Annotated in this window: 24 protein-coding genes; 13 read left to right on the forward strand and 11 right to left on the reverse strand. The window is 57.8% G+C overall.

Annotated elements, in window-relative coordinates; genetic code table 11:
* Window positions 1-15 precede the first annotated feature (15 nt).
* Entirely contained in the window at window positions 16-1,119 is a 1,104-nt protein-coding gene (gene gldA / locus AC1M2H_RS26840; protein WP_480149718.1) for a bifunctional L-1,2-propanediol dehydrogenase/glycerol dehydrogenase, read from the forward strand.
* Between the two features lie 31 nt (window positions 1,120-1,150).
* Here the strand turns inward: gldA and metF are convergent, their stop codons facing one another.
* Together metF and AC1M2H_RS26850 are read right to left on the reverse strand one after the other, a co-directional pair.
* Window positions 1,151-2,041: a methylenetetrahydrofolate reductase gene (metF, locus tag AC1M2H_RS26845; RefSeq protein WP_041143444.1), complete on the reverse strand. Its 891-nt coding sequence runs from the start codon at window positions 2,039-2,041 to the stop codon at window positions 1,151-1,153.
* 188 nt (window positions 2,042-2,229) lie between these two features.
* The gene (locus AC1M2H_RS26850; RefSeq protein WP_480149719.1) at window positions 2,230-3,135 is read right to left on the reverse strand and encodes a LysR family transcriptional regulator; all 906 of its coding nucleotides are present in this window, start codon (window positions 3,133-3,135) and stop codon (window positions 2,230-2,232) included.
* Between the two features lie 88 nt (window positions 3,136-3,223).
* On the opposite strand from AC1M2H_RS26850, the gene AC1M2H_RS26855 reads away from it, so the two are divergent.
* Window positions 3,224-3,631, forward strand: a complete 408-nt coding sequence (locus AC1M2H_RS26855; protein WP_480149720.1) for a carboxymuconolactone decarboxylase family protein — start codon at window positions 3,224-3,226, stop codon at window positions 3,629-3,631.
* Window positions 3,632-3,639: 8 nt separating this feature from the next.
* Here the strand turns inward: AC1M2H_RS26855 and AC1M2H_RS26860 are convergent, their stop codons facing one another.
* Both AC1M2H_RS26860 and metB read right to left on the reverse strand, forming a co-directional pair.
* On the reverse strand, window positions 3,640-6,072 hold the full coding sequence (locus tag AC1M2H_RS26860; protein WP_480149721.1) for a bifunctional aspartate kinase/homoserine dehydrogenase II: 2,433 nt from the start codon (window positions 6,070-6,072) through the stop codon (window positions 3,640-3,642).
* A 2-nt stretch (window positions 6,073-6,074) separates the two neighbouring features.
* Window positions 6,075-7,235, reverse strand: coding sequence for a cystathionine gamma-synthase (metB, locus tag AC1M2H_RS26865; RefSeq protein WP_426813593.1), 1,161 nt, complete (start codon window positions 7,233-7,235; stop codon window positions 6,075-6,077).
* Between the two features lie 268 nt (window positions 7,236-7,503).
* Here metB and metJ point away from each other — a divergent pair, with 268 nt between their 5' ends.
* Complete coding sequence (gene metJ, locus AC1M2H_RS26870) at window positions 7,504-7,821, forward strand: met regulon transcriptional regulator MetJ (protein WP_004869405.1); 318 nt, start codon at window positions 7,504-7,506, stop codon at window positions 7,819-7,821.
* A gap of 112 nt (window positions 7,822-7,933) precedes the next feature.
* On the opposite strand, the gene rpmE is transcribed toward metJ, so the two are convergent.
* Window positions 7,934-8,149, reverse strand: a complete 216-nt coding sequence (rpmE, locus tag AC1M2H_RS26875; RefSeq protein WP_045853658.1) for a 50S ribosomal protein L31 — start codon at window positions 8,147-8,149, stop codon at window positions 7,934-7,936.
* Window positions 8,150-8,395: 246 nt separating this feature from the next.
* Here rpmE and priA point away from each other — a divergent pair, with 246 nt between their 5' ends.
* The 7 genes from priA (at window position 8,396) to rraA (ending at window position 16,380) form a co-directional block, all read left to right on the forward strand.
* Window positions 8,396-10,591: a primosomal protein N' gene (gene priA / locus AC1M2H_RS26880; RefSeq protein WP_480149722.1), complete on the forward strand. Its 2,196-nt coding sequence runs from the start codon at window positions 8,396-8,398 to the stop codon at window positions 10,589-10,591.
* 151 nt (window positions 10,592-10,742) lie between these two features.
* Entirely contained in the window at window positions 10,743-11,771 is a 1,029-nt protein-coding gene (cytR, locus tag AC1M2H_RS26885; protein WP_480149723.1) for a DNA-binding transcriptional regulator CytR, read from the forward strand.
* 91 nt (window positions 11,772-11,862) lie between these two features.
* Window positions 11,863-12,840: a cell division protein FtsN gene (ftsN, locus tag AC1M2H_RS26890; RefSeq protein ID WP_480149724.1), complete on the forward strand. Its 978-nt coding sequence runs from the start codon at window positions 11,863-11,865 to the stop codon at window positions 12,838-12,840.
* A 91-nt stretch (window positions 12,841-12,931) separates the two neighbouring features.
* On the forward strand, window positions 12,932-13,462 hold the full coding sequence (gene hslV / locus AC1M2H_RS26895; RefSeq protein WP_095105382.1) for an ATP-dependent protease subunit HslV: 531 nt from the start codon (window positions 12,932-12,934) through the stop codon (window positions 13,460-13,462).
* A 9-nt stretch (window positions 13,463-13,471) separates the two neighbouring features.
* Window positions 13,472-14,806: an HslU--HslV peptidase ATPase subunit gene (gene hslU / locus AC1M2H_RS26900; protein WP_480149725.1), complete on the forward strand. Its 1,335-nt coding sequence runs from the start codon at window positions 13,472-13,474 to the stop codon at window positions 14,804-14,806.
* 69 nt (window positions 14,807-14,875) lie between these two features.
* Window positions 14,876-15,802, forward strand: a complete 927-nt coding sequence (gene menA / locus AC1M2H_RS26905) for a 1,4-dihydroxy-2-naphthoate polyprenyltransferase (protein ID WP_480149726.1) — start codon at window positions 14,876-14,878, stop codon at window positions 15,800-15,802.
* Window positions 15,803-15,894: 92 nt separating this feature from the next.
* A complete protein-coding gene (gene rraA / locus AC1M2H_RS26910) occupies window positions 15,895-16,380 on the forward strand; it encodes a ribonuclease E activity regulator RraA (RefSeq protein WP_095105378.1) in 486 nt (161 codons plus the stop codon).
* Window positions 16,381-16,437: 57 nt separating this feature from the next.
* Here the strand turns inward: rraA and pfkA are convergent, their stop codons facing one another.
* The 3 genes from pfkA to cpxP all read right to left on the reverse strand — a co-directional run bounded on the left by pfkA (window position 16,438) and on the right by cpxP (window position 19,162).
* On the reverse strand, window positions 16,438-17,400 hold the full coding sequence (gene pfkA, locus AC1M2H_RS26915; protein WP_132731810.1) for a 6-phosphofructokinase: 963 nt from the start codon (window positions 17,398-17,400) through the stop codon (window positions 16,438-16,440).
* A 203-nt stretch (window positions 17,401-17,603) separates the two neighbouring features.
* The gene (gene fieF, locus AC1M2H_RS26920; protein ID WP_480149727.1) at window positions 17,604-18,500 is read right to left on the reverse strand and encodes a CDF family cation-efflux transporter FieF; all 897 of its coding nucleotides are present in this window, start codon (window positions 18,498-18,500) and stop codon (window positions 17,604-17,606) included.
* A gap of 158 nt (window positions 18,501-18,658) precedes the next feature.
* Window positions 18,659-19,162 (reverse strand): cell-envelope stress modulator CpxP, encoded by a 504-nt coding sequence (cpxP, locus tag AC1M2H_RS26925; protein WP_480149728.1) that lies wholly within the window; start codon window positions 19,160-19,162, stop codon window positions 18,659-18,661.
* 149 nt (window positions 19,163-19,311) lie between these two features.
* Here cpxP and cpxR point away from each other — a divergent pair, with 149 nt between their 5' ends.
* The gene (gene cpxR, locus AC1M2H_RS26930) at window positions 19,312-20,010 is read left to right on the forward strand and encodes an envelope stress response regulator transcription factor CpxR (RefSeq protein ID WP_004869370.1); all 699 of its coding nucleotides are present in this window, start codon (window positions 19,312-19,314) and stop codon (window positions 20,008-20,010) included.
* Window positions 20,007-21,380: an envelope stress sensor histidine kinase CpxA gene (gene cpxA / locus AC1M2H_RS26935; RefSeq protein ID WP_041143428.1), complete on the forward strand. Its 1,374-nt coding sequence runs from the start codon at window positions 20,007-20,009 to the stop codon at window positions 21,378-21,380. Before cpxR ends, cpxA begins: the two co-directional genes overlap by 4 nt.
* Before the next feature lie 39 nt (window positions 21,381-21,419).
* Here the strand turns inward: cpxA and yiiM are convergent, their stop codons facing one another.
* Both yiiM and sodA read right to left on the reverse strand, forming a co-directional pair.
* A complete protein-coding gene (yiiM, locus tag AC1M2H_RS26940) occupies window positions 21,420-22,094 on the reverse strand; it encodes a 6-hydroxyaminopurine reductase (protein ID WP_480152044.1) in 675 nt (224 codons plus the stop codon).
* Between the two features lie 71 nt (window positions 22,095-22,165).
* A complete protein-coding gene (sodA, locus tag AC1M2H_RS26945) occupies window positions 22,166-22,786 on the reverse strand; it encodes a superoxide dismutase [Mn] (RefSeq protein ID WP_041143426.1) in 621 nt (206 codons plus the stop codon).
* 291 nt (window positions 22,787-23,077) lie between these two features.
* On the opposite strand from sodA, the gene rhaT reads away from it, so the two are divergent.
* Complete coding sequence (gene rhaT, locus AC1M2H_RS26950; protein ID WP_480149729.1) at window positions 23,078-24,112, forward strand: L-rhamnose/proton symporter RhaT; 1,035 nt, start codon at window positions 23,078-23,080, stop codon at window positions 24,110-24,112.
* Here rhaT and rhaR read toward each other — a convergent pair.
* Window positions 24,109-24,966 carry an HTH-type transcriptional activator RhaR gene (gene rhaR / locus AC1M2H_RS26955; protein ID WP_480149730.1) on the reverse strand — a complete coding sequence of 286 codons (858 nt, stop codon included), beginning with the start codon at window positions 24,964-24,966 and terminating at the stop codon, window positions 24,109-24,111. The genes rhaT and rhaR overlap by 4 nt on opposite strands.
* Window positions 24,967-25,015: the final 49 nt, after the last annotated feature.

Consider the following 25,015-nt stretch of genomic DNA (forward strand, 5'->3'; position numbering starts at 1 on the left):
CCAGGAGGAATAGAAATGGATCGCATTATTCAATCGCCAGGCAAATACATTCAGGGTGCAAATGCTATCACCCGCCTCGGCGGCTATCTCAAACCGCTGGCCGAGCGCTGGCTTATCGTTGGCGACAAGTTTGTGCTGGGCTTTGCCGAAGAAACGCTGCGTCAAAGCCTGACCGAAGCCGGCCTGGTCGGCGAAATCGCCCCGTTCGGCGGCGAATGCTCGCATAATGAAATCAATCGCTTGCGCGATATCGCCGGCTCAGCCCGCTGCGATGCCGTGCTGGGTATCGGCGGCGGTAAAACGCTGGATACCGCAAAAGCATTAGCGCATTTTATGAATCTACCGGTAGTAATTGCCCCCACCATCGCCTCCACCGACGCCCCCTGCAGCGCGCTCTCGGTTATCTATACCGACGAGGGCGAGTTTGACAGTTATCTGATGCTGCCGCGCAACCCAAACATGGTTATTGTTGATACCCGGATCGTTGCCGGCGCTCCGCCGCGCCTGCTGGCGGCCGGTATCGGCGATGCGCTGGCCACCTGGTTTGAAGCCCGCGCTTGCTCGCGCAGCGGCGCTACCACCATGGCCGGCGGAAAATGCACCCAGGCGGCGCTGGCGCTGGCTGAGCTGTGCTACCACACGCTGATTGAAGAGGGTGAAAAAGCGATGCTGGCGGCGGAACAGCACGTCGTCACGCCGGCGCTGGAGAAAGTGATCGAGGCCAACACCTATCTCAGCGGCGTCGGCTTTGAAAGCGGCGGACTGGCAGCCGCGCACGCAATCCACAACGGCCTGACCGCCCTGCCGGACGCCCATCATTACTATCACGGCGAAAAGGTCGCCTTCGGCACGCTGACGCAGCTGGTGCTGGAAAACGCGCCGGTTGAAGAGATTGAAACCGCCGCCGCGCTGTGTCACAGCGTGGGCCTGCCGCTCACCCTGGCCCAGTTGGATATCAAAGAGGATATTCCGGGTAAAATGCGGATCGTCGCCGAAGCCGCCTGCGCGGAGGGGGAAACTATCCATAACATGCCCGGCGGAGCCACAGCGGATGAGGTTTACGCCGCGCTGCTGGTCGCCGACCAGTACGGGCAACGTTTCCTGGAGGAGTGGGAATAAATAAAAATGGCCCTCAAGGAGGGCCATTTTTTTACACCGCCGGGCGCACGCCCAGGGTGTGGCAAATCGCGTAGCTCATCTCCGCGCGGTTTAGGGTGTAAAAGTGGAAATCCTTCACCCCTTCGCGGCTTAAAATTTTGACCATGTCCATAGCGATGTTCGCCCCCACCAGTTGGCGAGTTTCCGCATCATTATCCAGGCCTTCAAACATTTTCGACATCCACGTTGGGATGCGCACGTTGGTCATATCGGCAAATTTCTTCGCCTGCTTGAAGTTGGATACCGGCAGAATGCCGGGGATAATTTCGACATCAATTCCCGCGGAGACGCAGCGATCGCGAAAGCGCAGGTAGCTTTCAACATCAAAGAAGAACTGGGTGATCGCGCGGTTCGCGCCGGCCTCAACCTTACGCTTCAGGTTCAGCAGATCCGCCTGGGCGCTTTTCGCTTCCGGGTGCACTTCCGGGTAGGCCGCCACGGAGATATCAAAGTCGCCCACCTCTTTCAGCAGCGTCACCAGGTCCGCGGCATACATATCCGGCTTACCGCTGCCCGGCGGCAGGTCGCCGCGCAGGGCGACGATATGGCGGATCCCGTTGTTCCAGTAATCCTGAGCAATCGTGCGCAGCTCGTCGCGGCTGGCGTCGATACAGGTCAGGTGCGGCGCCGCCTCAAGGCCGGTGCGCTCTTTGATACCTTTGATGATGCTGTGGGTACGGTCGCGTTCGCCAGAATTCGCACCGTAGGTCACCGAAACAAATTTTGGCTTCAGGCTGCTTAAGCGATCGATGGATTTCCACAGGGTTTGCTCCATTTCACTGGTCCGCGGCGGAAAGAATTCAAAAGACACATTAATCTGGCCCTGCACTTCTGCCAGGCTCTGATTCAGGGCTTCCCGCTGATTGGCGTGAAAAAAGCTCATACCTTACCTCATCAATCGCATTTTATTGTTTGTCGTGTTGCGAACTTCTATACGTTTAGACGTCCAGATGTAAAAATGACGGAAAAGAGCCCGGGCGTCAATAGAAAAATCAGCGTAAAGAGTGAGGAATATTCAGAGAAGATGAAATTGGTTCACGTCGTTTATGCTAAACGCCACAGGGTTCGGCGCTAAGCTAATGATTCCTCAAGCAAGGGGAGCAGCCACGCGCGCAAGGCATCATTTTGCGGCAGCGTGACCACGCCCAACGCCAGCGGAAAATGCAGGCTGGCCTCATCCAGCGGATAAAAGACCACACCCTGACGCTGGATAGCGGCAAAGGACGCCGGCAGCAAAATCATCCCCTCCCCGCGCGCGATGCGGGCCAACAAAACGTCATGTTCTACGGGCTCTTCCACGTAGGCAGGCGCATACCCCGCCCGTTCAAACATCCGTCGGGTGTAGTCAAAAAATGCCGGATTGCGCTCGCGTTTAAACCAAAACAGCGGCCGGTGGCTAAAGTCCCTTAGTGCCAGCCCGGCGACGCTGGCTTCCGGCCATGACGCCGGCAGAGCGGCGATCAGCGGCTCCTGATAAGGCAAGGGGGACAAAACCAGCCCGCCGGCATCGAGGGGAAGCGCCACCAGCGCCGCGTCCAGCCGGCCCTTGCGCACCTGCTGCGCCAGGGTTGGCGAGCCGTGACGGCTAATCTGCAAAGTGCGGGCCTTATCCCTCAGCGCAGCTTCGGCGGCGGTAAACACGCCCTGCTCAAAGGCGGTTGTCAGCCCGATCTGCAGCGGTGGCTGCCCGCTATCAGACAGCTGGCCCAGGGCGGTTAAGGTTTGTTCCTGTAGCGCCAGCAAGGGGCGAATGATATCCAGCACCCGCTGCCCCTCCTCGGTCAGGATCAGGCCCCGGGTATGGCGCACGAATAGCGCGGTCCCCAGCTGCTCTTCCAGGTGACGGATATGACGGCTGAGCGGCGGCTGTGAGATAAATAAGCGCTGCGCCGCCCGGCTAATATTGTTCTCCTCCGCCACCACGGCAAAATAGCGCAGCAGACGAAGATCCAGAGAATAGAGGCGTGAATTTGTCATACCGAAAAGGTATCACGAAAAGGGTATTACTCAAGCCCGGCAAACTTTCTTACCCTCCTCATCACACCCCACATTATGAGGAAAGATCGTGACTTCAGAACGTTTTACTACCGGTATGGAGATGCTGCAGCGCGTTGACGGTAAGGGCGGCGAAGCCGTCGTTAACAGCCTGAGCGACATCGCCCCTGATTTTGCCCGCTATCTGATTGAGTTCCCTTTTGGCGATATTTACGCCAGACCCGGACTCGATTTACGCAGTCGTGAAATCGCCACCATTGCCGCACTGACCGCCTTGGGCAACGCCGCCCCGCAGCTGAAGGTGCATATTGCCGCCGGGCTGCACGTCGGCCTGACGCAGGAAGAGATAGTTGAAGCGATCATGCAGATGGCGGTGTATGCCGGATTCCCGGCCGCCCTCAACGGGCTGTTTGCCGCCAAAGAGGTGTTCGCCAGGCCTGGCGGGAAAAGAGACCGGACGGGCGTCCGGCCTCTCTGACAGGGAGATTACAGCAGCTGCGCCAGGCGATTAATATCCGATTGAATCGCGCCAGCGGTAACATCGCGCCCGGCGCCCGGGCCGCGGATCACCAGCGGATTATCACGATACCAGCGGCTGTCGATAGCGAAGACGTTATCGCACGGCAGCAGCGCCGCCAGCGGATGCTCCTGGCGCACGGCCTCAACGCCAACGCGCGCCTTGCCGTTGGCGTCGAAACGCGCGACATAGCGCAGAACCAGCCCCATTTCACGGGCGGCCTCAAGGCGCTGCAGCATCTGCTCGTTCAGCTCGTCGCCATTCTCGAAGAAGTGATCGACGGAGCCCTCTTCGCAGTGCGCCGGCACCAGCGATTCCACGCGCACCTGGTCAGGTTCGATATCATAGCCCGCCTCACGGGCGAGGATCACCAACTTGCGCATCACGTCTTTGCCGGAAAGGTCAACGCGAGGATCCGGCTCGGTCAGCCCCTGCTGCCATGCCTGATCGACCAGATCGGTAAACGGCACCGTGCCGTCAAACTGCAGGAACAGCCAGGAGAGCGTGCCGGAGAAGATACCGCTCAGCGCCAGAATGGTATCGCCGCTGTCGATCAGGTCGCGCACCGTATGGTTTACCGGCAGCCCGGCGCCAACGGTCGCGTTGTACAGCCAATGACGCCCCGTTTTCTCAAACGCGTCGTGGATCTGACGGTATTTATCGCTGCTGCTGGCCCCGGCCAGCTTATTGGCGCTGATCACGTGGAAGCCGTGGCTGGCAAAATCAAGGTACTGATCCGCCAGCTGCTCGCTGGCGGTCACGTCCAGCACCACTAAATCATCATACGGGTGGGCGCGCATCCACAGGAACAGCGACTCTTCGTCCTGCTCAACGGCTTCATCATGGAAGAAGGCCAGCGCGCGGCTGGCGTCGAGCCCTTCGTAATTCAGCAGGCTGCGGCGGCTGTCCACCACCCCGGCGAGAACAAACTCGAAGCCGGTGCGGGCGGAAAGCGTGGTCTGCTCGCGGGCAAACAGCTCCAGCCAGCGGGAACCGATATTGCCTTTACCAAACAGCACCAGGCCGATGCGCTTTTCCGCGCGGAACAGCGACTGGTGCAGGCCCTGAATCAGGCTCTCGGTTGGGCCCGCGCGCAGCACGGCCACCAGGCTAATCCCCTCTTCAGACTGCCAGGTAAACTCGACCGGCTGCCCCTTCAGCTGCTGCCAGAAGCGGTGACAGTGCAGCGGATTGCGGGTAACGCCGGCGCCAACCATCGCCACCAGCGCCAGCTTCTGGCGCTGGCGTAGCTCGCCCGGTAAACCGGCTTCGTCGAGCAGCCTCAGCGCGCTGTCCGCCACTTCGGCGGTATAGCAGAACTGCAGCAGCCTGCGGTCGGCATGGACGCCAACGGCCAGCGGGCGAAGCTGGGCGCGCTTAAAGATAAGATCCAGCTCCTTGTGCGCCAGCTTGAAATCCTGACCCGCGGGCACCTGGAACTCAATCAGGCACACGTCGTCATGGCTGGTAACGATCCGCGCCCCGGTCCCGGAGGCCAGCACGCGTTCAATACGCGTAGAGCCTTGTTCAGGCGTGTAGCTGCAGCGCAGCTGCAGATCGATATCGCTGCCGGAGACCGGCTGGAGCGTGCGCGCGTGCAGCACCGGCGCTGCCAGGCGAGCCAGCTCGCTGGCCTCATCCAGACGCAGCAGCGGCAGCAGGCAGGCATCCTTCACCTTACGCGGGTCAGCGCTGTAAACCCCGGCAACGTCGCTCCAGATAGTAACGCGGGACGCGCCGGCCAGGGCGCCAATTTGGGTGGCGGAATAGTCGGAACCGTTACGTCCCAGCAGCACGGTTTCTCCGGCGTTATTACGCGAGATAAAACCGGTCACCACCAGGCGTTTGTTCGGATGCTGCGCCATGAGCTGCTGCAGCAGCGGGTAGGACAGGCCTTCATCCACCTGCGGCTGCGCCGAGCGCTCGGCGCGCAGGAAGCTGCGCGCGTCAAGCCACGCGGCCTCCAGCCCCAGCTGATTGAGGACCGCGGCCATCAGGCGCGCGGACCAGACTTCGCCGTGGCCAACCACCTCAGCGTATACCGCATCGGTGACGCCGCTATCCAGTAAACCCGCCAGCCGTTCAAGATCGTGAATAAAGGCCGCGATAAGCGTGTCGGCGGCGTCGGCCGACAGCAGACCGGCGATCAGCTCCATGTGATAACGACGCAGCGACTGCTGGACCTGATGCGCAGAGAGGCGATCGGTCTGGCTGAGCTTCAGCCAGCTAATCAGCTGGTTGGTGGTGCTGCCAGCGGCGGAGACAACCATCATGTCGCCTGCCTGCGAGTATTCCGTCATGATCCCCGCGACGCGCAGGTAACATTTCGCATCCGCTAAACTACTCCCACCAAATTTGTGCAGCTGACGACCCTTCGCCCCTGCCTGCGCAATCACACTCATGTTTATCCCTCGTTTGCTGCCCGGAAGCCATTTTCCAGGTCGGCAATTAAATCTTCACCATCTTCAATACCGGTCGAAATACGCAGAAGCGTTTCTGAGATCCCCGCCGCCGCGCGCGCTTCAGGCGCCATGCCTGCGTGGGTCATCGTCGCAGCGTGAGAAATCAGACTTTCTACGCCTCCCAGCGACTCCGCCAGCGTAAATAGCGACAATCCGCTCAGGAAACGGCGCAGCGTCTGCTCATCGCCATCCAGCTCGAAGCTTAGCATCGCACCAAAACCTTTTTGCTGACGCGCAGCAATCTCATGCCCCTGATTTTCCGGCAGAGACGGATGATACAGTTTTTTCACCAGCGGCTGAGTTTTCAGATAGTCGACGATCGCCTGCGCGTTGCGCTGGGCCACCTCCATACGCGGGGAGAGCGTACGCAGGCCGCGCAGCAGCAGGTAGCTATCGAAGGCCCCGCCAGTGACGCCAATATTATTCGCCCACCATGCCAGTTCGGTGACAGCCTGCGGATCTTTGGCAATCACCACGCCGGCGACGACGTCTGAATGGCCGTTCAGGTATTTGGTGCATGAATGCAACACCAGATCGGCCCCCAGCGCCAGCGGATTTTGCAGAGCCGGGCTCAGGAAGGTGTTATCTACCACGCTCACCGCCCCCGCTTCACGCGCCAGCGTGCAGATTTTCGCAATATCCACCACTCTCAGCAATGGATTACTTGGGCTTTCAACCAATACCAGCTTCGGTTTTTCCGCCAGCGCCGCGCTCAGCGCCTGCTCGTCGTTTTGATCGACAAACAGCACGCGGTAGCAGCCGCGTTTCGCCAGGCTATCAAACAGACGGTAGCTGCCGCCGTAGCAGTCGTGCGGCGCCACCAGCAGGTCGCCCGGTTTCAGGTAGACGGTGGTCACCAGCAGAATAGCCGACATCCCGGTATTGGTCAGAACCGCACCGGCGCCGCCCTCCAGCTCCGCCAGCGCGCGCTGTACCACGTCGCGAGTTGGGTTGCCGCGGCGGGAATAGTCATGGGCACGAGGTTCGTTAAAGCCGGTAAAGTTATAGGTGCTGGAGAGGTGGATCGGCGGGACAACGCAGCCGTACTGTTCGTCGTCATTTAAACCGCTACGCACTGCGATGGTGGCCTGTTTACGCGTCATGTTGGGCAGTTCCTGGGCTGAATCGGTGAAATGTCAGGCTCCAGAGTAATCATTGTCACAATAGACGTCAATACATCTGGACATCTAAACTTCTTTGCGTATAGATTGAGCAAACAGGAAATAGCCGTTAAAATTATATGCATTAGCGCACATCCGTATCGGCTTATCTCATGTCAGAAAGACGACTCATGCGGTAAACTACGCGCGATTATGGCCCGAACTCAAGCTTCAGGCCCTTAACTAATGACTAGAGGATTAAAGGTATCTCATGGCTGAATGGAGCGGCGAATATATCAGCCCATACGCTGAGCACGGTAAGAAGAGTGAGCAAGTAAAAAAAATTACGGTTTCCATTCCTCTGAAGGTGTTAAAGATCCTCACAGATGAACGCACGCGTCGTCAGGTCAACAACCTGCGCCACGCCACCAACAGCGAGCTGCTGTGTGAAGCGTTCCTGCATGCATTTACCGGTCAACCGCTGCCAAACGATGAAGACCTGCGTAAAGAACGCAGTGATGAAATTCCGGAAGCGGCGAAACAGATTATGCGTGAGATGGGTATCGACCCGGATACGTGGGAATACTAAGCCAATAAAAAAGGCAGAAGAAAAATTCTGCCTTTTTTATTTCTCCGCGTTTGACGACGAGAGAAACAAAAAAGCCGCCCTGAGGCGGCTTTTTCTTTTGGCTTCCGGCAACTTACTTGCTGGTGCCCGGTACGCTGAAGCGCTTGTTGAAGCGGTCAACGCGGCCACCGGTCGCAACATCACGCTGCTTGCCAGTGTAGAACGGGTGGCATTTACCGCACACGTCGAGGTTCAGGTCGTGACCAACGGTAGAGCGGATTTTCATGACGTTACCGCAAGAGCAGTTAGCAGTAACTTCTTCGTATTTCGGGTGAATATCTTTTTTCATGGGAGAACCTCAGTTAAGGCCGCGTCGCTCTTCCAGCCCTAACGCCAGACACCACGCGATGTTAATAATTTCCCGTAGACTTTCCGCCGTGCGGAACTCATGGGTAATAGTATATGCTTTGATGCTGCACGAAGCACACCAAAGGCGGCGAATCATACAGAATTTGACCGGTGGATGCAAACTGATCCGCGAGCCCTTATCACAATGTGTATACTAAGCGGCCAGATTTCAAGTCAGGAAGATGACATGCCCGTCGCCCACGTAGCCCTGCCCGTTCCGCTGCCCCGTACCTTTGACTATTTGCTGCCTGAGGGCATCGCGGTCAAAGCGGGCTGTCGCGTGCGCGTGCCGTTCGGTAAGCAGGAGCGCATTGGGATTGTCACCGCGATTAGCGAGCGCAGCGAGCTGCCGCTGGACGGGCTCAAGCCGGTCGCCGAAGCGCTGGACGCCGAGCCGGTCTTTTCTTCCTCTATCTGGCGGCTGCTGCTGTGGGCCGCCGACTACTACCATCACCCAATTGGCGATGTACTGTTTCACGCCCTGCCCATCGCCCTGCGTCAGGGAAAACCGGCCAGCGCGACGCCGCTCTGGTACTGGTTCGCCACCGAGCAGGGCCAGGCGGTTGACATCAACGGCCTCAGGCGTTCGCCGAAGCAGCAGCAGGCGCTGGCCGCGCTGCGTCAGGGAAAAATCTGGCGCCACCAGGTGGCGGAGCTGGAATTCAGCGACGCGGCGCTGCAGGCGCTGCGTGGGAAAGGGCTCTGCGAGCTGGCGAATGAAGCCCCGGCCCTCACCGACTGGCGGGCCGGCTTTTCCATCCCCGGAGAGCGGCTGCGCCTGAATACTGAACAGGCCACCGCCGTCGGGGCGATCCACAGCGCCTCTGACCGCTTTTCCACCTGGCTGCTGGCGGGGATCACCGGCTCAGGGAAGACCGAAGTTTATCTGAGCGTGCTGGAAAACGTGCTGGCGCAGGGCCGCCAGGCGCTGGTGATGGTGCCGGAAATCGGCCTGACGCCGCAAACCATCGCCCGCTTTCGCCAGCGCTTTAACGCCCCGGTTGAGGTCCTGCACTCCGGCCTTAACGACAGCGAGCGTCTCTCAGCATGGCTAAAAGCCAAAAACGGCGAAGCGGCCATCGTTATCGGCACCCGCTCGTCGCTGTTTACCCCGTTTAAAGACCTCGGGGTGATCGTTATCGATGAAGAGCACGACAGCTCCTATAAGCAGCAGGAGGGCTGGCGCTATCACGCCCGCGATCTGGCGGTGTGGCGCGCCCATAGCGAGCAAATCCCGATTATCCTCGGCTCGGCAACCCCGGCGCTGGAGACCTTATACAACGTCCGCCAGGGGAAGTATCACCAGCTGAAGCTGACGAAGCGCGCGGGTAACGCCCGTCCGGCGCAGCAGCACGTGCTGGACTTAAAAGGACAGCAGCTGCAGGCGGGCCTCTCCCCGGCGCTGATTGCCCGCATGCGCCAGCACCTGCAGGCCGATAATCAGGTTATCCTGTTTTTAAACCGTCGCGGCTTCGCCCCGGCGCTGCTGTGCCATGACTGCGGCTGGATCGCCGAATGCCCGCGCTGCGACAGCTACTACACCCTGCACCAGGCCCAGCATCATCTGCGCTGCCACCACTGCGACAGCCAGCGCCCCGTCCCGCGTCAGTGCCCCTCCTGCGGCTCGACGCATCTGGTGCCGGTAGGGCTCGGTACGGAGCAGCTGGAGCAGGCGCTGGAACCGCTGTTTCCCGGCGTGCCGCTGTCCCGCGTTGACCGGGATACGACCAGCCGTAAAGGGGCGCTTGAACAGCATCTCTCGGATATTCATCGCGGCGGCGCGCGTATTCTGATTGGCACCCAGATGCTGGCAAAAGGTCACCACTTTCCGGATGTCACCCTGGTCTCTCTGCTCGACGTCGACGGGGCGCTGTTTTCCGCCGATTTCCGCTCGGCGGAGCGCTTCGCCCAGCTCTACACCCAGGTATCAGGCCGCGCGGGCCGCGCCGGGAAACAGGGCGAGGTCATTCTCCAGACCCACCACCCGGAGCATCCGCTGCTGCAAACGCTGTTATATAAAGGCTATGACGCCTTCGCGGATGAGGCGCTCGCCGAACGCCAGGCGATGCAGCTGCCGCCGTGGACCAGCCACGTGCTGATTCGCGCGGAAGACCATAACAATCAGCAGGCGCCGCTGTTCCTGCAGCAGCTGCGTAACCTGCTGCAGGCCAGCCCGCTGGCAGATGATAAGCTGTGGGTGCTCGGCCCGGTTCCGGCGCTGGCGCCAAAGCGCGGAGGCCGCTGGCGCTGGCAGATCCTTCTGCAGCATCCGTCGCGTATCCGCCTGCAGCACATCGTCAGCGGTACGCTGGCGCTGATCAATACGCTGCCGGAAGCACGCAAGGTGAAGTGGATGCTGGACGTCGATCCTATTGAAGGTTAAGCCTTCTCTTACGAGGCGGATCGAAAAAATTCAATGCTCATCACGTTTTTCATGAAAATTCTGTAACTCTCCGCAGCGACTATCTGTTAAAAATGTTGTTGATGTCAGAACGCAAGGGATGTGTCTGCGCCAGTCAGCGAGGAGAAAACAGGTGAAGCCAAAAAAACAGGTGGTTGCCGCCACAATGAAAGACGTCGCCCTGAAGGCTAACGTTTCAACGGCAACCGTATCCCGAGCGCTAATGAATCCCGATAAGGTTTCACAAACTACCCGTAATCGGGTGGAGCAGGCGGCGCTGGAAGTCGGCTATTTGCCGCAGTCGCTCGGGCGGAATATGAAACGCAACGAATCGCGCACGATTCTGGTCATCGTGCCGGATATTTGCGATCCCTTCTTCAGTGAAATCATCCGCGGTATCGAAATCACCGCTGCGGAACAGGAGTACTTGGTGCTGATCGGCGACTGCGCCCATCAAAACCGTCAGGAAAAAACCTTTATCGATCTGATTATTACCAAGCAGATCGACGGCATGCTGCTGCTCGGCTCCCGGCTGCCGTTCGATGCCGGCGTAGAGGAGCAGCGCAATCTGCCGCCGATGGTAATGGCAAACGAATTTGCGCCAGAGCTCGAGCTGCCGACGGTGCATATCGATAACCTCACCGCCGCCTTCAACGCCGTCAACTACCTCCACGAGCTGGGACACAAACGGATTGGCTGTATCGCCGGTCCGGAAGAGATGCCGCTGTGCCACTACCGCCTGCAGGGCTACGTTCAGGCGCTGCGCCGCAGCGGGATAACCGTCGAGCCGCAGTATATTGCCCGCGGCAATTTTACCTATGAAGCCGGCTCTAACGCCCTCGAGCAGCTGTTATCGCTGCCCGTGCCGCCGACGGCCGTATTCTGCCATAGCGATATTATGGCGCTGGGGGCGCTGTCGCTGGCAAAACGCCGGGGCCTGAAAATTCCTGACGATTTGTCTATTATTGGTTTCGATAACATCTCTTTGTCTGAATTTTGCGATCCGCCATTGACGACCGTTGCGCAACCGCGCTTTGATATCGGCCGCGAAGCGATGCTGCTATTGCTGGACCAGCTGCAGGGCCACAGCGTCAGCAGCGGCTCGCGGTTGCTGGACTGCGAGCTGGTCGTTCGCGGCAGTACGCGAAGAATCAGAGTATAACCATCAGGCTTTCGGGCCTGCTCTTCTGGTCAAAGGCCCGCCGCTTAAGTAACATGGCGGACTGACGAATGAATAAGACAGCGAAACGATAGTGGCACAACGAGATTATGTACGCCGCAGCCAACCGGCTTCTTCGCGGCGCAAAAAGAGCAATACCCGAAGCTCAAGGAACAAGCAAAGCGGCCTTTCTGCTGTTTCACCAACTATGGTGGCAATCGCGGCGGCCGTGCTGGTGGCCTTTATCGGTGGACTGTACTTCATCACGCACCATAAAAAAGAAGAAGCTGAAGCGCTGCAAAACCGCCAGGCGGCAGGTAACGGCCTACCGCCGAAACCGGAAGAGCGCTGGCGCTATATTAAAGAGCTGGAAAGTCGTCAGCCCGGCGTCCGCGCGCCGACTGAACCGACGGCCGGCGGTGAAGTGATGAAGCCCGAACAGCTGACCAACGAACAGCGCCAGCTGCTGGCGCAAATGCAGGCCGATATGCGCCAGCAGCCCACTCAGCTGACCGAAGTGCCGTGGAACGAACAGACTCCGGCGCAGCGCCAGCAGACGCTGCAGCGCCAGCGTCTGGCTCAGCAGCAGGTACAGCAGCAGCAGTGGACGCAAACCCAGCAGCAGGCGCCGGTACAGCAGCCGCGAGCGCAACAGCGGGTCGTCGAGCAGCCGGTTCAGCAGCCTAAGCCGGTACAGCAGCCGAAACAAACTGCGGCAGCGCAGCAGCCGTATCAGGATCTGCTGCAGACGCCAGCGCATACCGCAACGGCGCCTAAAACGCAGGCCCCCGCGCCGGTTGCGCGGGTTGAAGAAGCGCCAAAAGCCGCCGCCGAGAAGAAAGACGATCGCAGCTGGATGGTCCAGTGCGGCTCCTTTAAAGGCGCCGAACAGGCGGAAACCGTGCGTGCTCAGCTGGCCTTTGAAGGCTTTGCTTCGCACATCACCACCAACAACGGCTGGAATCGCGTGGTCATTGGGCCGCTGAAAGGCAAGGAAAATGCCAACGACACGATCGTTCGCCTGAAAATGGCCGGACACGCAAACTGCATTCGTCTCGCCGCCAGGGGTTGAAACCCTCAAAATCCCCCCCATCTATAATTGCATTCCGCCCCGCGTAAAGCGCGGGGCCCCTATTCCGCTTTTGTAACCAAGGGGTCCGCTCGTGACAACAATAGTTAGTGTTCGCCGTAACGGCCATGTGGTTATTGCCGGCGATGGCCAGGCCACGCTGGGCAACACCGTAATGAAAGGCAACGTGAAAAAAGTCCGCCGTCTCTACAATGATAAAGTGATTGCGGGCTTCGCCGGCGGCACCGCAGACGCCTTTACGCTGTTTGAACTGTTTGAACGTAAACTGGAAATGCATCAGGGCCATCTGGTCAAAGCCGCCGTTGAGCTGGCGAAAGACTGGCGTACCGACCGCATGCTGCGCAAGCTGGAAGCGCTGCTGGCGGTAGCGGATGAAAACGCCTCCCTGATCATCACCGGTAACGGTGACGTGGTGCAGCCAGAAAATGATTTAATTGCTATCGGCTCCGGTGGTCCCTACGCCCAGGCCGCTGCCCGCGCTCTGCTGGAAAATACCGATATGGGCGCTCGCGACATCGCAGAGAAGGCGTTGAATATTGCAGGCGATATCTGCATTTATACCAACCATTTCCACACCATCGAAGAATTAGCCTCTAAAGCGTAAGGATCTCCCATGTCTGAAATGACCCCACGCGAAATTGTCAGCGAACTGGACAAACATATTATTGGTCAGGACGCGGCTAAGCGTTCTGTCGCTATCGCCCTGCGTAACCGCTGGCGCCGTATGCAGCTTACCGAAGAGCTGCGCCATGAAGTTACGCCGAAAAACATTCTGATGATCGGCCCAACCGGCGTCGGTAAAACCGAAATCGCGCGTCGCCTGGCAAAGCTGGCCAACGCGCCGTTCATCAAAGTTGAAGCGACCAAATTCACCGAAGTGGGCTATGTCGGTAAAGAAGTGGACTCCATCATCCGCGATCTGACCGATGCGGCGATCAAAATGGTTCGCATGCAGTCCATCGATAAAAACCGCTATCGCGCGGAAGAGCTGGCGGAAGAGCGCATTCTGGACGTGCTGATCCCGCCGGCGAAAAATAACTGGGGCCAGGCTGAGCAAACTCAGGAGCCGTCCGCGGCTCGTCAGGCGTTCCGTAAAAAGCTGCGCGAAGGCCAGCTCGATGATAAAGAGATCGAGATTGACCTTGCCGCGGCGCCGATGGGCGTAGAGATCATGTCCCCTCCGGGCATGGAAGAGATGACCAGCCAGCTGCAGTCCATGTTCCAGAACCTGGGCGGCCAGAAGCAGAAACCGCGTAAGCTGAAAATCAAAGACGCGATGAAGCTGCTGATTGAAGAAGAAGCGGCGAAACTGGTTAACCCGGAAGAGCTAAAGCAGGATGCTATCGATGCGGTCGAGCAGCACGGCATCGTGTTTATCGACGAGATCGACAAAATCTGTAAGCGCGGCGGCAATAGCTCCGGCCCGGACGTGTCTCGTGAAGGCGTTCAGCGCGATCTGCTGCCGCTGGTTGAAGGCTGCACCGTCTCAACCAAGCACGGGATGGTGAAAACTGACCACATTCTGTTTATCGCCTCCGGCGCATTCCAGGTGGCCAGTCCATCGGACCTGATCCCTGAACTGCAGGGTCGTCTGCCGATTCGCGTTGAGCTGAAAGCGCTGACTACCGAAGATTTCGAGCGCATCCTCACCGAGCCGAATGCTTCGATTACCGTGCAGTATAAAGCGCTGATGGCCACCGAAGGCGTGAACATTGAGTTCACCGAAGAGGGTATCAAGCGTATCGCCCAGGCCGCATGGCAGGTCAACGAAACGACCGAGAACATCGGCGCGCGCCGTCTGCACACCGTCCTGGAGCGTTTGATTGAAGATATCTCCTACGATGCCAGCGAAATGAACGGCCAGAGCATCACCATTGATGCTGAATATGTCGGTAAACATCTCGATGTTCTGGTGGCAGATGAAGATCTGAGCCGTTTTATCCTATAATCCGGTTCAATATATTTTCATCACAATCGATGGGGCTATATATAGCCCCATTTTTATTGGCCGGGAACCATGACTGAACAACCTATAAACCGCACCCAGGCCTGGCTGGAAAGCCTGCGCCCAAAAACGCTGCCTCTGGCCTTTGCCGCTATCGTTGTCGGTACAGCGCTTGCCTGGCACCAGGGCTATTTCGATCCCTGGGTGGCTCTGCTGGCGCTGATTACCGCCGGTTTGCTGCAAATTTTATCCAATCTGGCTAACGATTACGGCGATGCGGTAAAGGGCAGCGACAAGCCCGATCGCCTGGGCCCGCTTCGCGGGATGCAAAAAGGGGCGATCAGCCAGGCGCAAATGAAACGCGCGCTCATCCTCACCGTGGTGCTGATCTGTCTTTCCGGACTGGCTCTGCTATTTTCCGCCTGGCAAACCATGGCCGATTTTATTGGCTTTATGGTTTTGGGCGGCCTGGCCATCGTAGCGGCCATCACCTATACCGTCGGCACCCGCCCTTACGGCTATATCGGCCTTGGCGACATTTCGGTGCTGGTCTTCTTTGGTTGGCTGAGCGTGGCGGGCAGCTGGTACCTTCAGGCCCACACGATTGCCGCCAGCGTCTTCCTGCCGGCAACGGCCTGCGGCCTGCTCGCGGCGGCGCTACTCAATATCAATAACCTGCGCGATATCGATAGCGACCGGGAAAACGGCAAAAACACGCTGGCCGTGCGCCTTGGCCCGATCAACGCCCGTCGCTACCACGCCTGCCTGTTAATCGGCGCTCCGCTATGCCTGGCGCTGTTTAATCTGCTTTCTCTGCACAGCCCGTGGGGCTGGCTGTTTATCCTCGCTACGCCGCTGCTGGTGAAGCAGGCGCGATTTGTCATGCGCGAGCGCGAACCGGTGGCGATGCGTCCGATGCTGGAACGAACGGTAAAAGCGGCTCTGTTAACCAACCTGCTGTTTGTCATCGGGATTATTTGCAGCAAGCTGCTGGGTTAACTGACAAATATCAATTAACAATTGATGATTTTGCCAACAATGGGTTTCGCGAGATATACTAAAAACTCTCGCAGCAACTGAACGTTAAGCCTATGAAATACGATACTTCCGAGCTTTGTGACATCTACCAGGAGGATGTCAACGTAGTGGAACCTCTGTTCTCCAACTTTGGGGGACGGTCGTCGTTTGGTGGACAAATCATCACGGTGAAATGTTTCGAGGATAACGGGTTGCTATACGATATGCTCGAACAGAACGGCCGTGGTCATATTCTGCTGATCGATGGCGGCGGTTCCGTCCGACGGGCGCTAATTGACGCAGACCTGGCGCGTCTGGCGGTACAGAATGAGTGGGAAGGAGTGGTGGTTTACGGCGCGGTGCGTCAGGTAGACGATCTGGAAGAGCTGGATATCGGCATCCAGGCGCTGGCGGCCATTCCCGTAGGTGCCGCAGGTGAAGGCATCGGCGAAAGCGACGTCCGCGTCAACTTCGGCGGCGTGACCTTCTTCTCCGGCGACCATCTGTACGCCGATAATACCGGAATCATTCTCTCCGAGGATGCGCTGGATATCGAATAACCCGCCCAATAAAAAAAGCCTTCTCTCTGAGAAGGCCTTTTTGTTTCACGCCGAAACTTAGTACAGTTTCTTCGCGCAATCCAGCCAGTCATTTTTGAACGGACGCTTCATATTTTCGATAGCGTCGATGATGTCGTGATGAACCAGCTTCTCGTTCTGAATACCGACGCAGCGGCCGCCAAAGCCCTGCTGCAGCAGTTCAATCGCGTATGAGCCCATGCGGGATGCCAGGATACGGTCGTAAGGAACCGGAGAGCCGCCGCGCTGAATGTGGCCCAGAACGGTAGCGCGGGTTTCGCGGCCGGTTTCCTTCTCGATGTAGTGCGCCAGCTCGTCCACGTCGCACATATGTTCGGTAATCGCCACGATGGCGTGTTTCTTCCCTTTGGCGATGCCCGCTTTGATTTCTGCGACCAGATCGTCACGCGAGTATTCTACTTCCGGCACCATGATGAACTCACAGCCTCCGGCAATCGCCGCGGCCAGGGTCAGGTCGCCGCAGTAACGGCCCATCACTTCAACAACGGAAATACGCTGATGGGAAGAAGAGGTATCGCGCAGGCGGTCGATTGCTTCAACAACGGTACTCAGCGCGGTGAAGAAACCGATGGTGTAGTCGGTGCCCTTGATGTCGTTATCGATGGTGCCCGGCAGGCCGATACACGGGAAGCCCATTTCAGTCAGGCGCATCGCCCCCATATACGAACCATCGCCGCCGATAACCACCAGCGCATCCAGGCCGCGCTTTTTCATGTTCTCAAGGGCCACGGCGCGAATATGCTCTTCGCGGAATTCCGGGAAACGCGCCGACCCCAGGAAGGTGCCGCCACGGTTGATCATATCGGAAACGCTATAACGGTCGAGCTGAACCATGCGATCTTCATACAGGCCGAGGTAACCGTCATAGATTCCAAAAACTTCCAGACCTTCCGTTAATGCCGCGCGCACAACGCCGCGAATTGCCGCGTTCATGCCCGGCGCATCACCGCCACTTGTCAACACACCGATTTTCTTAATCATGACCACCTCTGAACTTAGGAAGCAAAAAATAATCCTGTTGCCTGAAGCGCTCCCTTATCAGGAGTGCACGACGATAATTGCAATAGTATATCAAACGCTTCTGGCTGAATTGATTCAGGTCAGACCAAACGGCGGTAATTTATACAAATAATGCCGGGCTGCCCCACATTTTTACATCGAGTTTACAGACTATAACTCAAAGCTTAAAAAACGCCCTGCCGCGCCAGCGGCACCACAGAACAGGGGTCCTGATGGATAATGACATCAGAACCCGGAAAACGGTGCAGAATCTCCTGCTCCACCTGGTCGGCAATGACGTGCGCCTGAACCAATGGCAGGTTATCTTCCATTTCCAAATGTATTTGAATAAAGCGAGTCGGCCCTGACTGCCGCGTCCGTAGATCGTGTGCTCCGCTGACGCCCGGCCATGCGGTCACGATATTGATAATGTCCTGACGTTCCTCATCAGGCAGCGCGCGGTCTAACAGCGACTGGACGGCCTCATAGGCCATACGCAGCGCGCTATACAGAATATAGACGCCAATTCCCAGCGCAAATAGCGCATCGGCACGATGCCAGCCGTACCAGGAGAGGCCCAGCGCCACCAGAATAGCGCCGTTCATCATAACATCAGACTGATAATGAAGCATATCTGCGCGCACCGCCTGACTCTGCGTTTTTCTCACCACCCAGCGCTGAAACGTCACCAGCACCAGCGTACTGAACAGCGCAATCAGGGTCACAATCATCCCGATGCCCGCCGCCTGCATCGGTTCCGGGCGCGCCAGATGCTGAATGCCGGTTAAAAACAGGAACAGCGCCGACCCGGAGATAAACATACTTTGCGCCAGCGCCGCCAGCGACTCGGCCTTACCGTGGCCAAAGGTATGCTCCTCATCGGCAGGCTGCAGCGAATAGCGCACCACCAGGAGGTTGGTTAACGAAGCGGCAATATCCACCAGCGAGTCCACCAGCGCAGCCAGAATACTCACAGAACCGGTGTACCACCACGCAAAAATTTTGATCAAAAGTAACGTGGAGGCCATCACCGTCGCCGCAACAGCCGCACGACTCACCAGCCGGCCATAAGATTGATTCATAAACGCTCCTTCACCCGCAATGCGCTTAGTATAACCCGATCTATTGCGACGACGGATGGCAAGCGGGGGGTCGTTTAGCTGAATGACAGGCAAAAAAAACCCCCACATCATGTGGGGGAAGACAGGGATGGTGTCTATGGCAAGGAAAACAGGGTTTGTTACTGGGGTTGCACGGTATTGCTACTACTTGAAAGCATCTTCGCTGAGCCTTTCTGCATCCTTACAACCTCACGCAGCTGATCCATTCGCTGCTGGTGCTTAGCATTTAAAACCGCTTGCTGCTCTGGCGTTAACAGGTGGTACATCTGGTTGCGAACCTTCGCCATTTCGATCTGGCGGTCAACCTGTTCCTGCGCCATCTTATCGGCCTGAGCGCGCACAGCGTTTTCATCAAAATTTTCTGCGATGACAAGGCGATGCATTGTCTCCATTTCGCTAACATTAACGGGTAACCTATCGTGGCGTGCCCGTTGCATAAGATCTCGTAACTGCTGCCGTTGCTGTTCGGTTAAACTTATGCCATCAAACATATGGCCCTGGCTGCTGCGCTGCGCCCCTTCTTCTCCCGGGAGCCAGTTAACGCTGGTAACGACTTCAGCGGCCTGGCTATAAGCACTTAGCGCCAGCGTTGAGGCCATGACGGCAGCAATAACATTGCGCATCACATACTCCCAAAACGTTTGTGTCGCGATTCAACGAGAGACAGTCTACGATTCGGGCTGCAAACATGCGTCAGGGGGTGTAAAACAACGTAAAGTCATGGATTAGCGAGCCTTGATGACGTAATTTCTGCCTCGGAGGTATTTAAACAATGAACAAAATCCTGTTAGTTGATGATGACCGGGAGCTCACCTCCCTGTTAAAAGAGCTGCTCGATATGGAAGGCTTTAACGTGCTCGTGGCCCATGACGGGGAACAGGCGCTGGCTCTCCTGGACGACAGCATCGATTTACTTTTACTTGATGTGATGATGCCGAAGAAAAACGGTATCGATACGCTTAAAGAGTTGCGTCAGACACACCAGACTCCCGTTATCATGCTAACTGCCCGCGGTAGCGAGCTGGATCGCGTTCTCGGCCTTGAACTGGGCGCGGATGATTATCTGCCTAAGCCGTTTAATGATCGTGAGCTGGTGGCGCGCATACGCGCGATTCTGCGCCGTTCCCACTGGAGCGAGCAGCAGCAAACCACCGAAGTGGGCTCGCCGACGCTGGAGGTTGACGCATTGAGCCTCAATCCAGGCCGCCAGGAAGCCAATTTCGATGGTCAAACGCTGGAGCTGACCGGCACGGAGTTCACCCTGCTGTACCTGCTGGCGCAGCACCTTGGCCAGGTGGTCTCTCGTGAGCACCTGAGTCAGGAAGTATTGGGTAAACGCCTGACGCCCTTCGACCGCGCCATCGATATGCATATTTCTAACCTGCGGCGTAAGCTGCCGGAACGAAAAGACGGCCACCCGTGGTTTAAAACCCTGCGCGGGCGCGGCTATCTGATGGTCTCAGCTTCATGATTGGAAGTTTAACCGCACGCATCTTCGCTATTTTCTGGCTCACGCTGGCGCTGGTGTTGATGCTGGTTCTGATGCTGCCTAAGCTGGATTCGCGCCAGATGACCGAACTTCTGGAAAGCGAGCAACGCCAGGGCATCATGATTGAGCAGCACGTTGAGGCCGAACTGGCAACCGATCCCCCCAACGATCTGATGTGGTGGCGTCGTCTGTTTCGGGCGATAGATAAATGGGCTCCGCCGGGACAGCGCCTGCTGCTGGTCACCAGCGAAGGGCGCGTTATCGGCGCAGAACGCAACGAAATGCAGATCATTCGCAACTTTATCGGCCAGGCCGATAACGCCGATCATCCGCAGAAAAAACGCTACGGTCGTCTGGAAATGGTCGGCCCGTTTTCCGTCAGGGATGGCGAAGATAATTATCAGCTCTATCTGATCCGCCCCGCCAGCACGTCCCAATCCGATTTCATCAACCTGCTGTTTGACCGTCCGCTGCTGCTGCTTATCGTCACCATGCTGGTCAGCGCCCCGCTGCTGCTATGGCTGGCGTGGAGTCTGGCAAAACCGGCGCGTAAGCTGAAAAACGCCGCCGACGAGGTCGCCCAGGGGAACCTGCGCCAGCACCCGGAACTGGAAGCCGGCCCGCAGGAGTTTTTAGCCGCCGGGACCAGCTTTAACCAGATGGTCACCGCCCTGGAACGGATGATGACCAGCCAGCAGCGTCTGCTCTCCGATATCTCCCACGAGCTACGCACGCCGCTTACGCGCCTGCAGCTGGGCACCGCGCTGCTGCGCCGCCGCAGCGGCGAGAGCAAGGAGCTGGAGCGTATTGAGATGGAGGCGCATCGGCTGGACAGCATGATCAACGATCTGCTGGTGATGTCGCGCAATCAGGCCAACAACGCGCTGGTTAGCGAGACGGTAAAAGCCAACCAGCTGTGGGGCGAGGTGCTGGATAACGCCGCCTTTGAGGCCGAACAGGTAGGGAAATCGTTCACCGTGGAGTATCCGCCGGGGCCATGGCCGCTGTACGGCAACCCCAACGCGCTGGAAAGCGCGCTGGAGAATATCGTCCGCAACGCCCTGCGCTACTCGCATACCCGAATTTCGGTGAGCTTCTCGGTGGATAAAGACGGTATCACGGTTAACGTCGATGATGACGGGCCGGGCGTCAGCCCTGAGGATCGCGAGCAGATTTTCCGTCCGTTCTACCGCACCGACGAAGCGCGCGATCGCGAGTCAGGCGGTACCGGCCTGGGGCTGGCGATTGTCGAAGCCGCTATTCAGCAGCATCGCGGTTGGGTGAAGGCCGACGACAGCCCGCTGGGCGGCCTGCGGCTGACCATCTGGCTGCCGCTGTATAAGCGCACCTGACGAGATGTCCCCCGGCCTGCGTCCGCAGCCGGGGGAGCATTATTTTCCCCACAGTCGGCGGGAACTATCTTCGATCTGCCCACTTAAACGCCGCTTCTGCATGGTGCGGCTCCAGCTTACCGACAGCCCCGCCGCAGAGAGCAGGCGATGATACTGCTCATCATCAAACGGCATATGCCAGGCAATCGCGCCGGCCTCGTGTACGCTGATATCGCTCACCCGGGACACCAGCTCCAGCGGCGCGTCGCAGGACACCACGCCCCCCGCCACCACCCGATACAGCCAACCGGTTTTGCCGCTATTCTGCATTCGCTGGGCCATATCGCTGATAGCAAAATGGAAATTGAGCTTAAAGCACGGCGATCGCGGTTGCGTCACCTGAATCAGCGCCTCGCCCCAGCGAAAGATATCGCCGATATAGACGTTTTTCTCGGTCATCCCTTCTGCAGAGAGGTTTTCGCCAAAGGCCGGCGCGCAGAAAAGGCCGGCCTGCTGGGGGAATTCGCGGACCCAGTCGGCGTAGTGCTCACGCGGGTACTGGCAGAGCGCGCGATCCGGACCGCCGTGAATTTTCGTTTCCGCCTGCTCATCGCCTTCCAGCCCCAGATCGCCGAGGGTTAACTCGCCATCGACCTGGATTTTCCCGATGGCGCTCGGACGGCTTCCTTCGTAATCCCTTATTTTGCCTACAAAGACGTTCACCGGATAGTGCATCTGCTGCCCCCTGCTACAGGTATAAAAAAAGCGAGTCATCAGACTCGCTTCTCGGTCAGCACAATGCAACCTTATTTTTTGGCGGCAAAACGCGCTGCGGCTTCGTCCCAGTTAACCACGTTCCAGAACTCTTTGATGTAGTCCGGACGACGGTTCTGGAATTTCAGGTAGTAAGCGTGTTCCCACACGTCCAGGCCCAGGATCGGGAAACCGGAAGCGCCGGAGATAGCTTCACCCATCAGCGGAGAGTCCTGGTTCGCGGTAGAAACCACGGCCAGTTTGTCGCCTTTCAGCACCAGCCACGCCCAGCCGGAGCCGAAACGAGTGGCTGCCGCTTTCTCAAACTCGGCTTTGAAGTTATCAACGGAGCCGAAATCGCGCTCGATAGCCGCTTTCAGGTCGCCCTGCAGGGTGGTACCGGTTTTCAGGCCTTTCCAGAACAGGCTATGGTTAGCGTGACCGCCCGCGTTGTTACGCAGAGGACCTTTTTTGTCAGCCGGCAGCTGATCCAGTTTAGTAATCAGCTCTTCAACAGACAGATCGGCGAATTCCGGCAGGCTTTCCAGCGCAGCGTTGGCGTTGTTAACGTAAGCCTGGTGGTGCTTAGTATGGTGGATTTCCATAGTCTGCTTGTCGAAATGTGGTTCCAGGGCGTCATAAGCGTACGGCAGGGCTGGCAGTGTAAAACTCATAATCATCTCCATTATTGTCGAGCGGCTGCGAGTGTTAAGGCCGCGTAAGCAGTTGGTTCATTATAGTTAATTAAATGATATTGAAAACGCTTATCAATGCCGTATTTTTAATAAGGTTATAACAGAGTGTGATACCTGCGATTTTGTGAGCTGGAACAAGTAATTAAGCCGTTGGTTGCCAGAGTTTTCCAACACGTGGCAACAGCCTGAAGGCGATAAAACTGACCGATTTTTACACTCATCGGGTCGGAAGAAGATTTATCCGATAAAAAATAGATGAGGATAAGATCAATGAATCACGCGATTACGATGGGCATTTTTTGGCATTTGATAGGTGCGGCCAGTGCAGCCTGTTTCTATGCTCCGTTCAAACAAGTTAAACAGTGGTCATGGGAAACCATGTGGTCTATCGGCGGGATTGTCTCCTGGCTGATCCTTCCCTGGACTATAAGCGCCATGCTGTTGCCTGATTTTTGGGCCTATTACGGCTCCTTCAGCACCTCGACTCTGCTACCGGTCTTCCTGTTCGGCGCAATGTGGGGGATCGGCAATATCAACTACGGCCTGACCATGCGCTATCTCGGCATGTCGATGGGGATCGGTATCGCCATTGGTATTACCCTGATCGTCGGAACGCTGATGACCCCCATTCTCAACGGTCAGTTCGGGGTTTTAATCAATACCAAAGGCGGCCAGATGACGCTGCTCGGCGTGCTGATCGCAGTGATTGGTGTCGCTATTGTGACCCGCGCGGGGCAGCTGAAAGAGCGCAAAATGGGCATTAAAGCCGAAGACTTCAATCTGAAAAAAGGCCTGCTGCTGGCGGTGATGTGCGGGATTTTCTCGGCGGGGATGTCGTTTGCGATGAACGCCGCCAAACCGATGCACGAAGCCGCCGCGGCGCTGGGGGTCGACCCGCTATACACCGCCCTGCCTAGCTACGTGATCATCATGGGCGGCGGCGCGCTGGTAAACCTCGGATTCTGCTTTATTCGGCTGGCCAAAGTGAAGAATTTGTCGATAAAAGCGGACTTTTCACGGGCAAAACCGCTCATCGTCGCCAATATTCTGCTTTCCGCACTCGGCGGCCTGATGTGGTACCTGCAGTTCTTTTTCTACGCATGGGGCCACGCCAGCATTCCGGCGCAGTACGACTATATGAGCTGGATGCTGCATATGAGCTTCTACGTGCTGTGCGGCGGGCTGGTTGGGCTGGTGCTGAAGGAGTGGAAAAACGCCGGGCGGCGTCCGGTCAGCGTGCTCAGCCTCGGCTGCGTGGTGATCATTATTGCCGCCAATATCGTTGGCCTTGGGATGGCGAACTAAATCGCCTGGGCGGCGACGCGACTGCGTTGCCGCCACTGTCCCGGCGTCATGCCAATCTCACGGTTAAAGACCACCGAAAAGTAGTTACTGTCTTCAAATCCGCACTGCATGGCGATTTCGCCGATCAGCCGCTCCGTATGCTGCAGCAGATACTGCGCGTGGCAAATTCTCAGCTGACGTAAATAGTGGTTGATCGTCATCCCCGTCTGCTGGCGAAACTGCTGGCGCAGGGCGCGCTCGCTGCACGCCTCCCGTGCGCAAAAGCGATCGAGAAAAAAAGGCCGGTTCAGGCTGCCCGCCAGCTCGGTCAGCAGTTTATCAAGGAGGGCTTCGCTTTGGGTCGCCGCCAGGTTGTCGGTCGCATAGCGATGCCGGTGCAGGCTCAGCGCCAGCTGGGCGAACAGCAGTTCGGCCATCTGGTTGGCCTGGGCGTCGCTGCGGTTGCTCTCCTGCTCAAGCAGGGTAATTACCTGCCGCACCTGGGTCATACCGGAGCTGCCAATTCGCCAGTGCGGAAGCCACGGCGTACCGAACAGGCCGGGAATATGGGCCGCCCAGTCAAAGTTGAGCCGCAGCCGATCCGGGCAGTAGATGACGTTTTGCAGGACCAAATCGTTAACCGAGGCGTAGGAGTGCTTATCTTCGGCGCGGATATAGAACAGATCGCCGCGGGTAATGCGCCACGGGCGATCGTTAAGCACGTGCAGGCCGTTTCCCCGCCATACCAGCACCAGTTCGCAGAACTCGTGGGTATGCTCGGCGAAAACGTTTTGCGGGTAGCGATCCGCTACCGCCACCGCCTGAGAGGGCGAGGCAAAAAACTCATCTTTGCGAAGAATCAACTGACCGGCCACCGCGACAACTCCAGGCGCAAATAACGTTTCATTATTCGCATTTTTGCTC

The sequence above is a fragment of the Klebsiella sp. F11 genome (assembly GCF_056712265.1).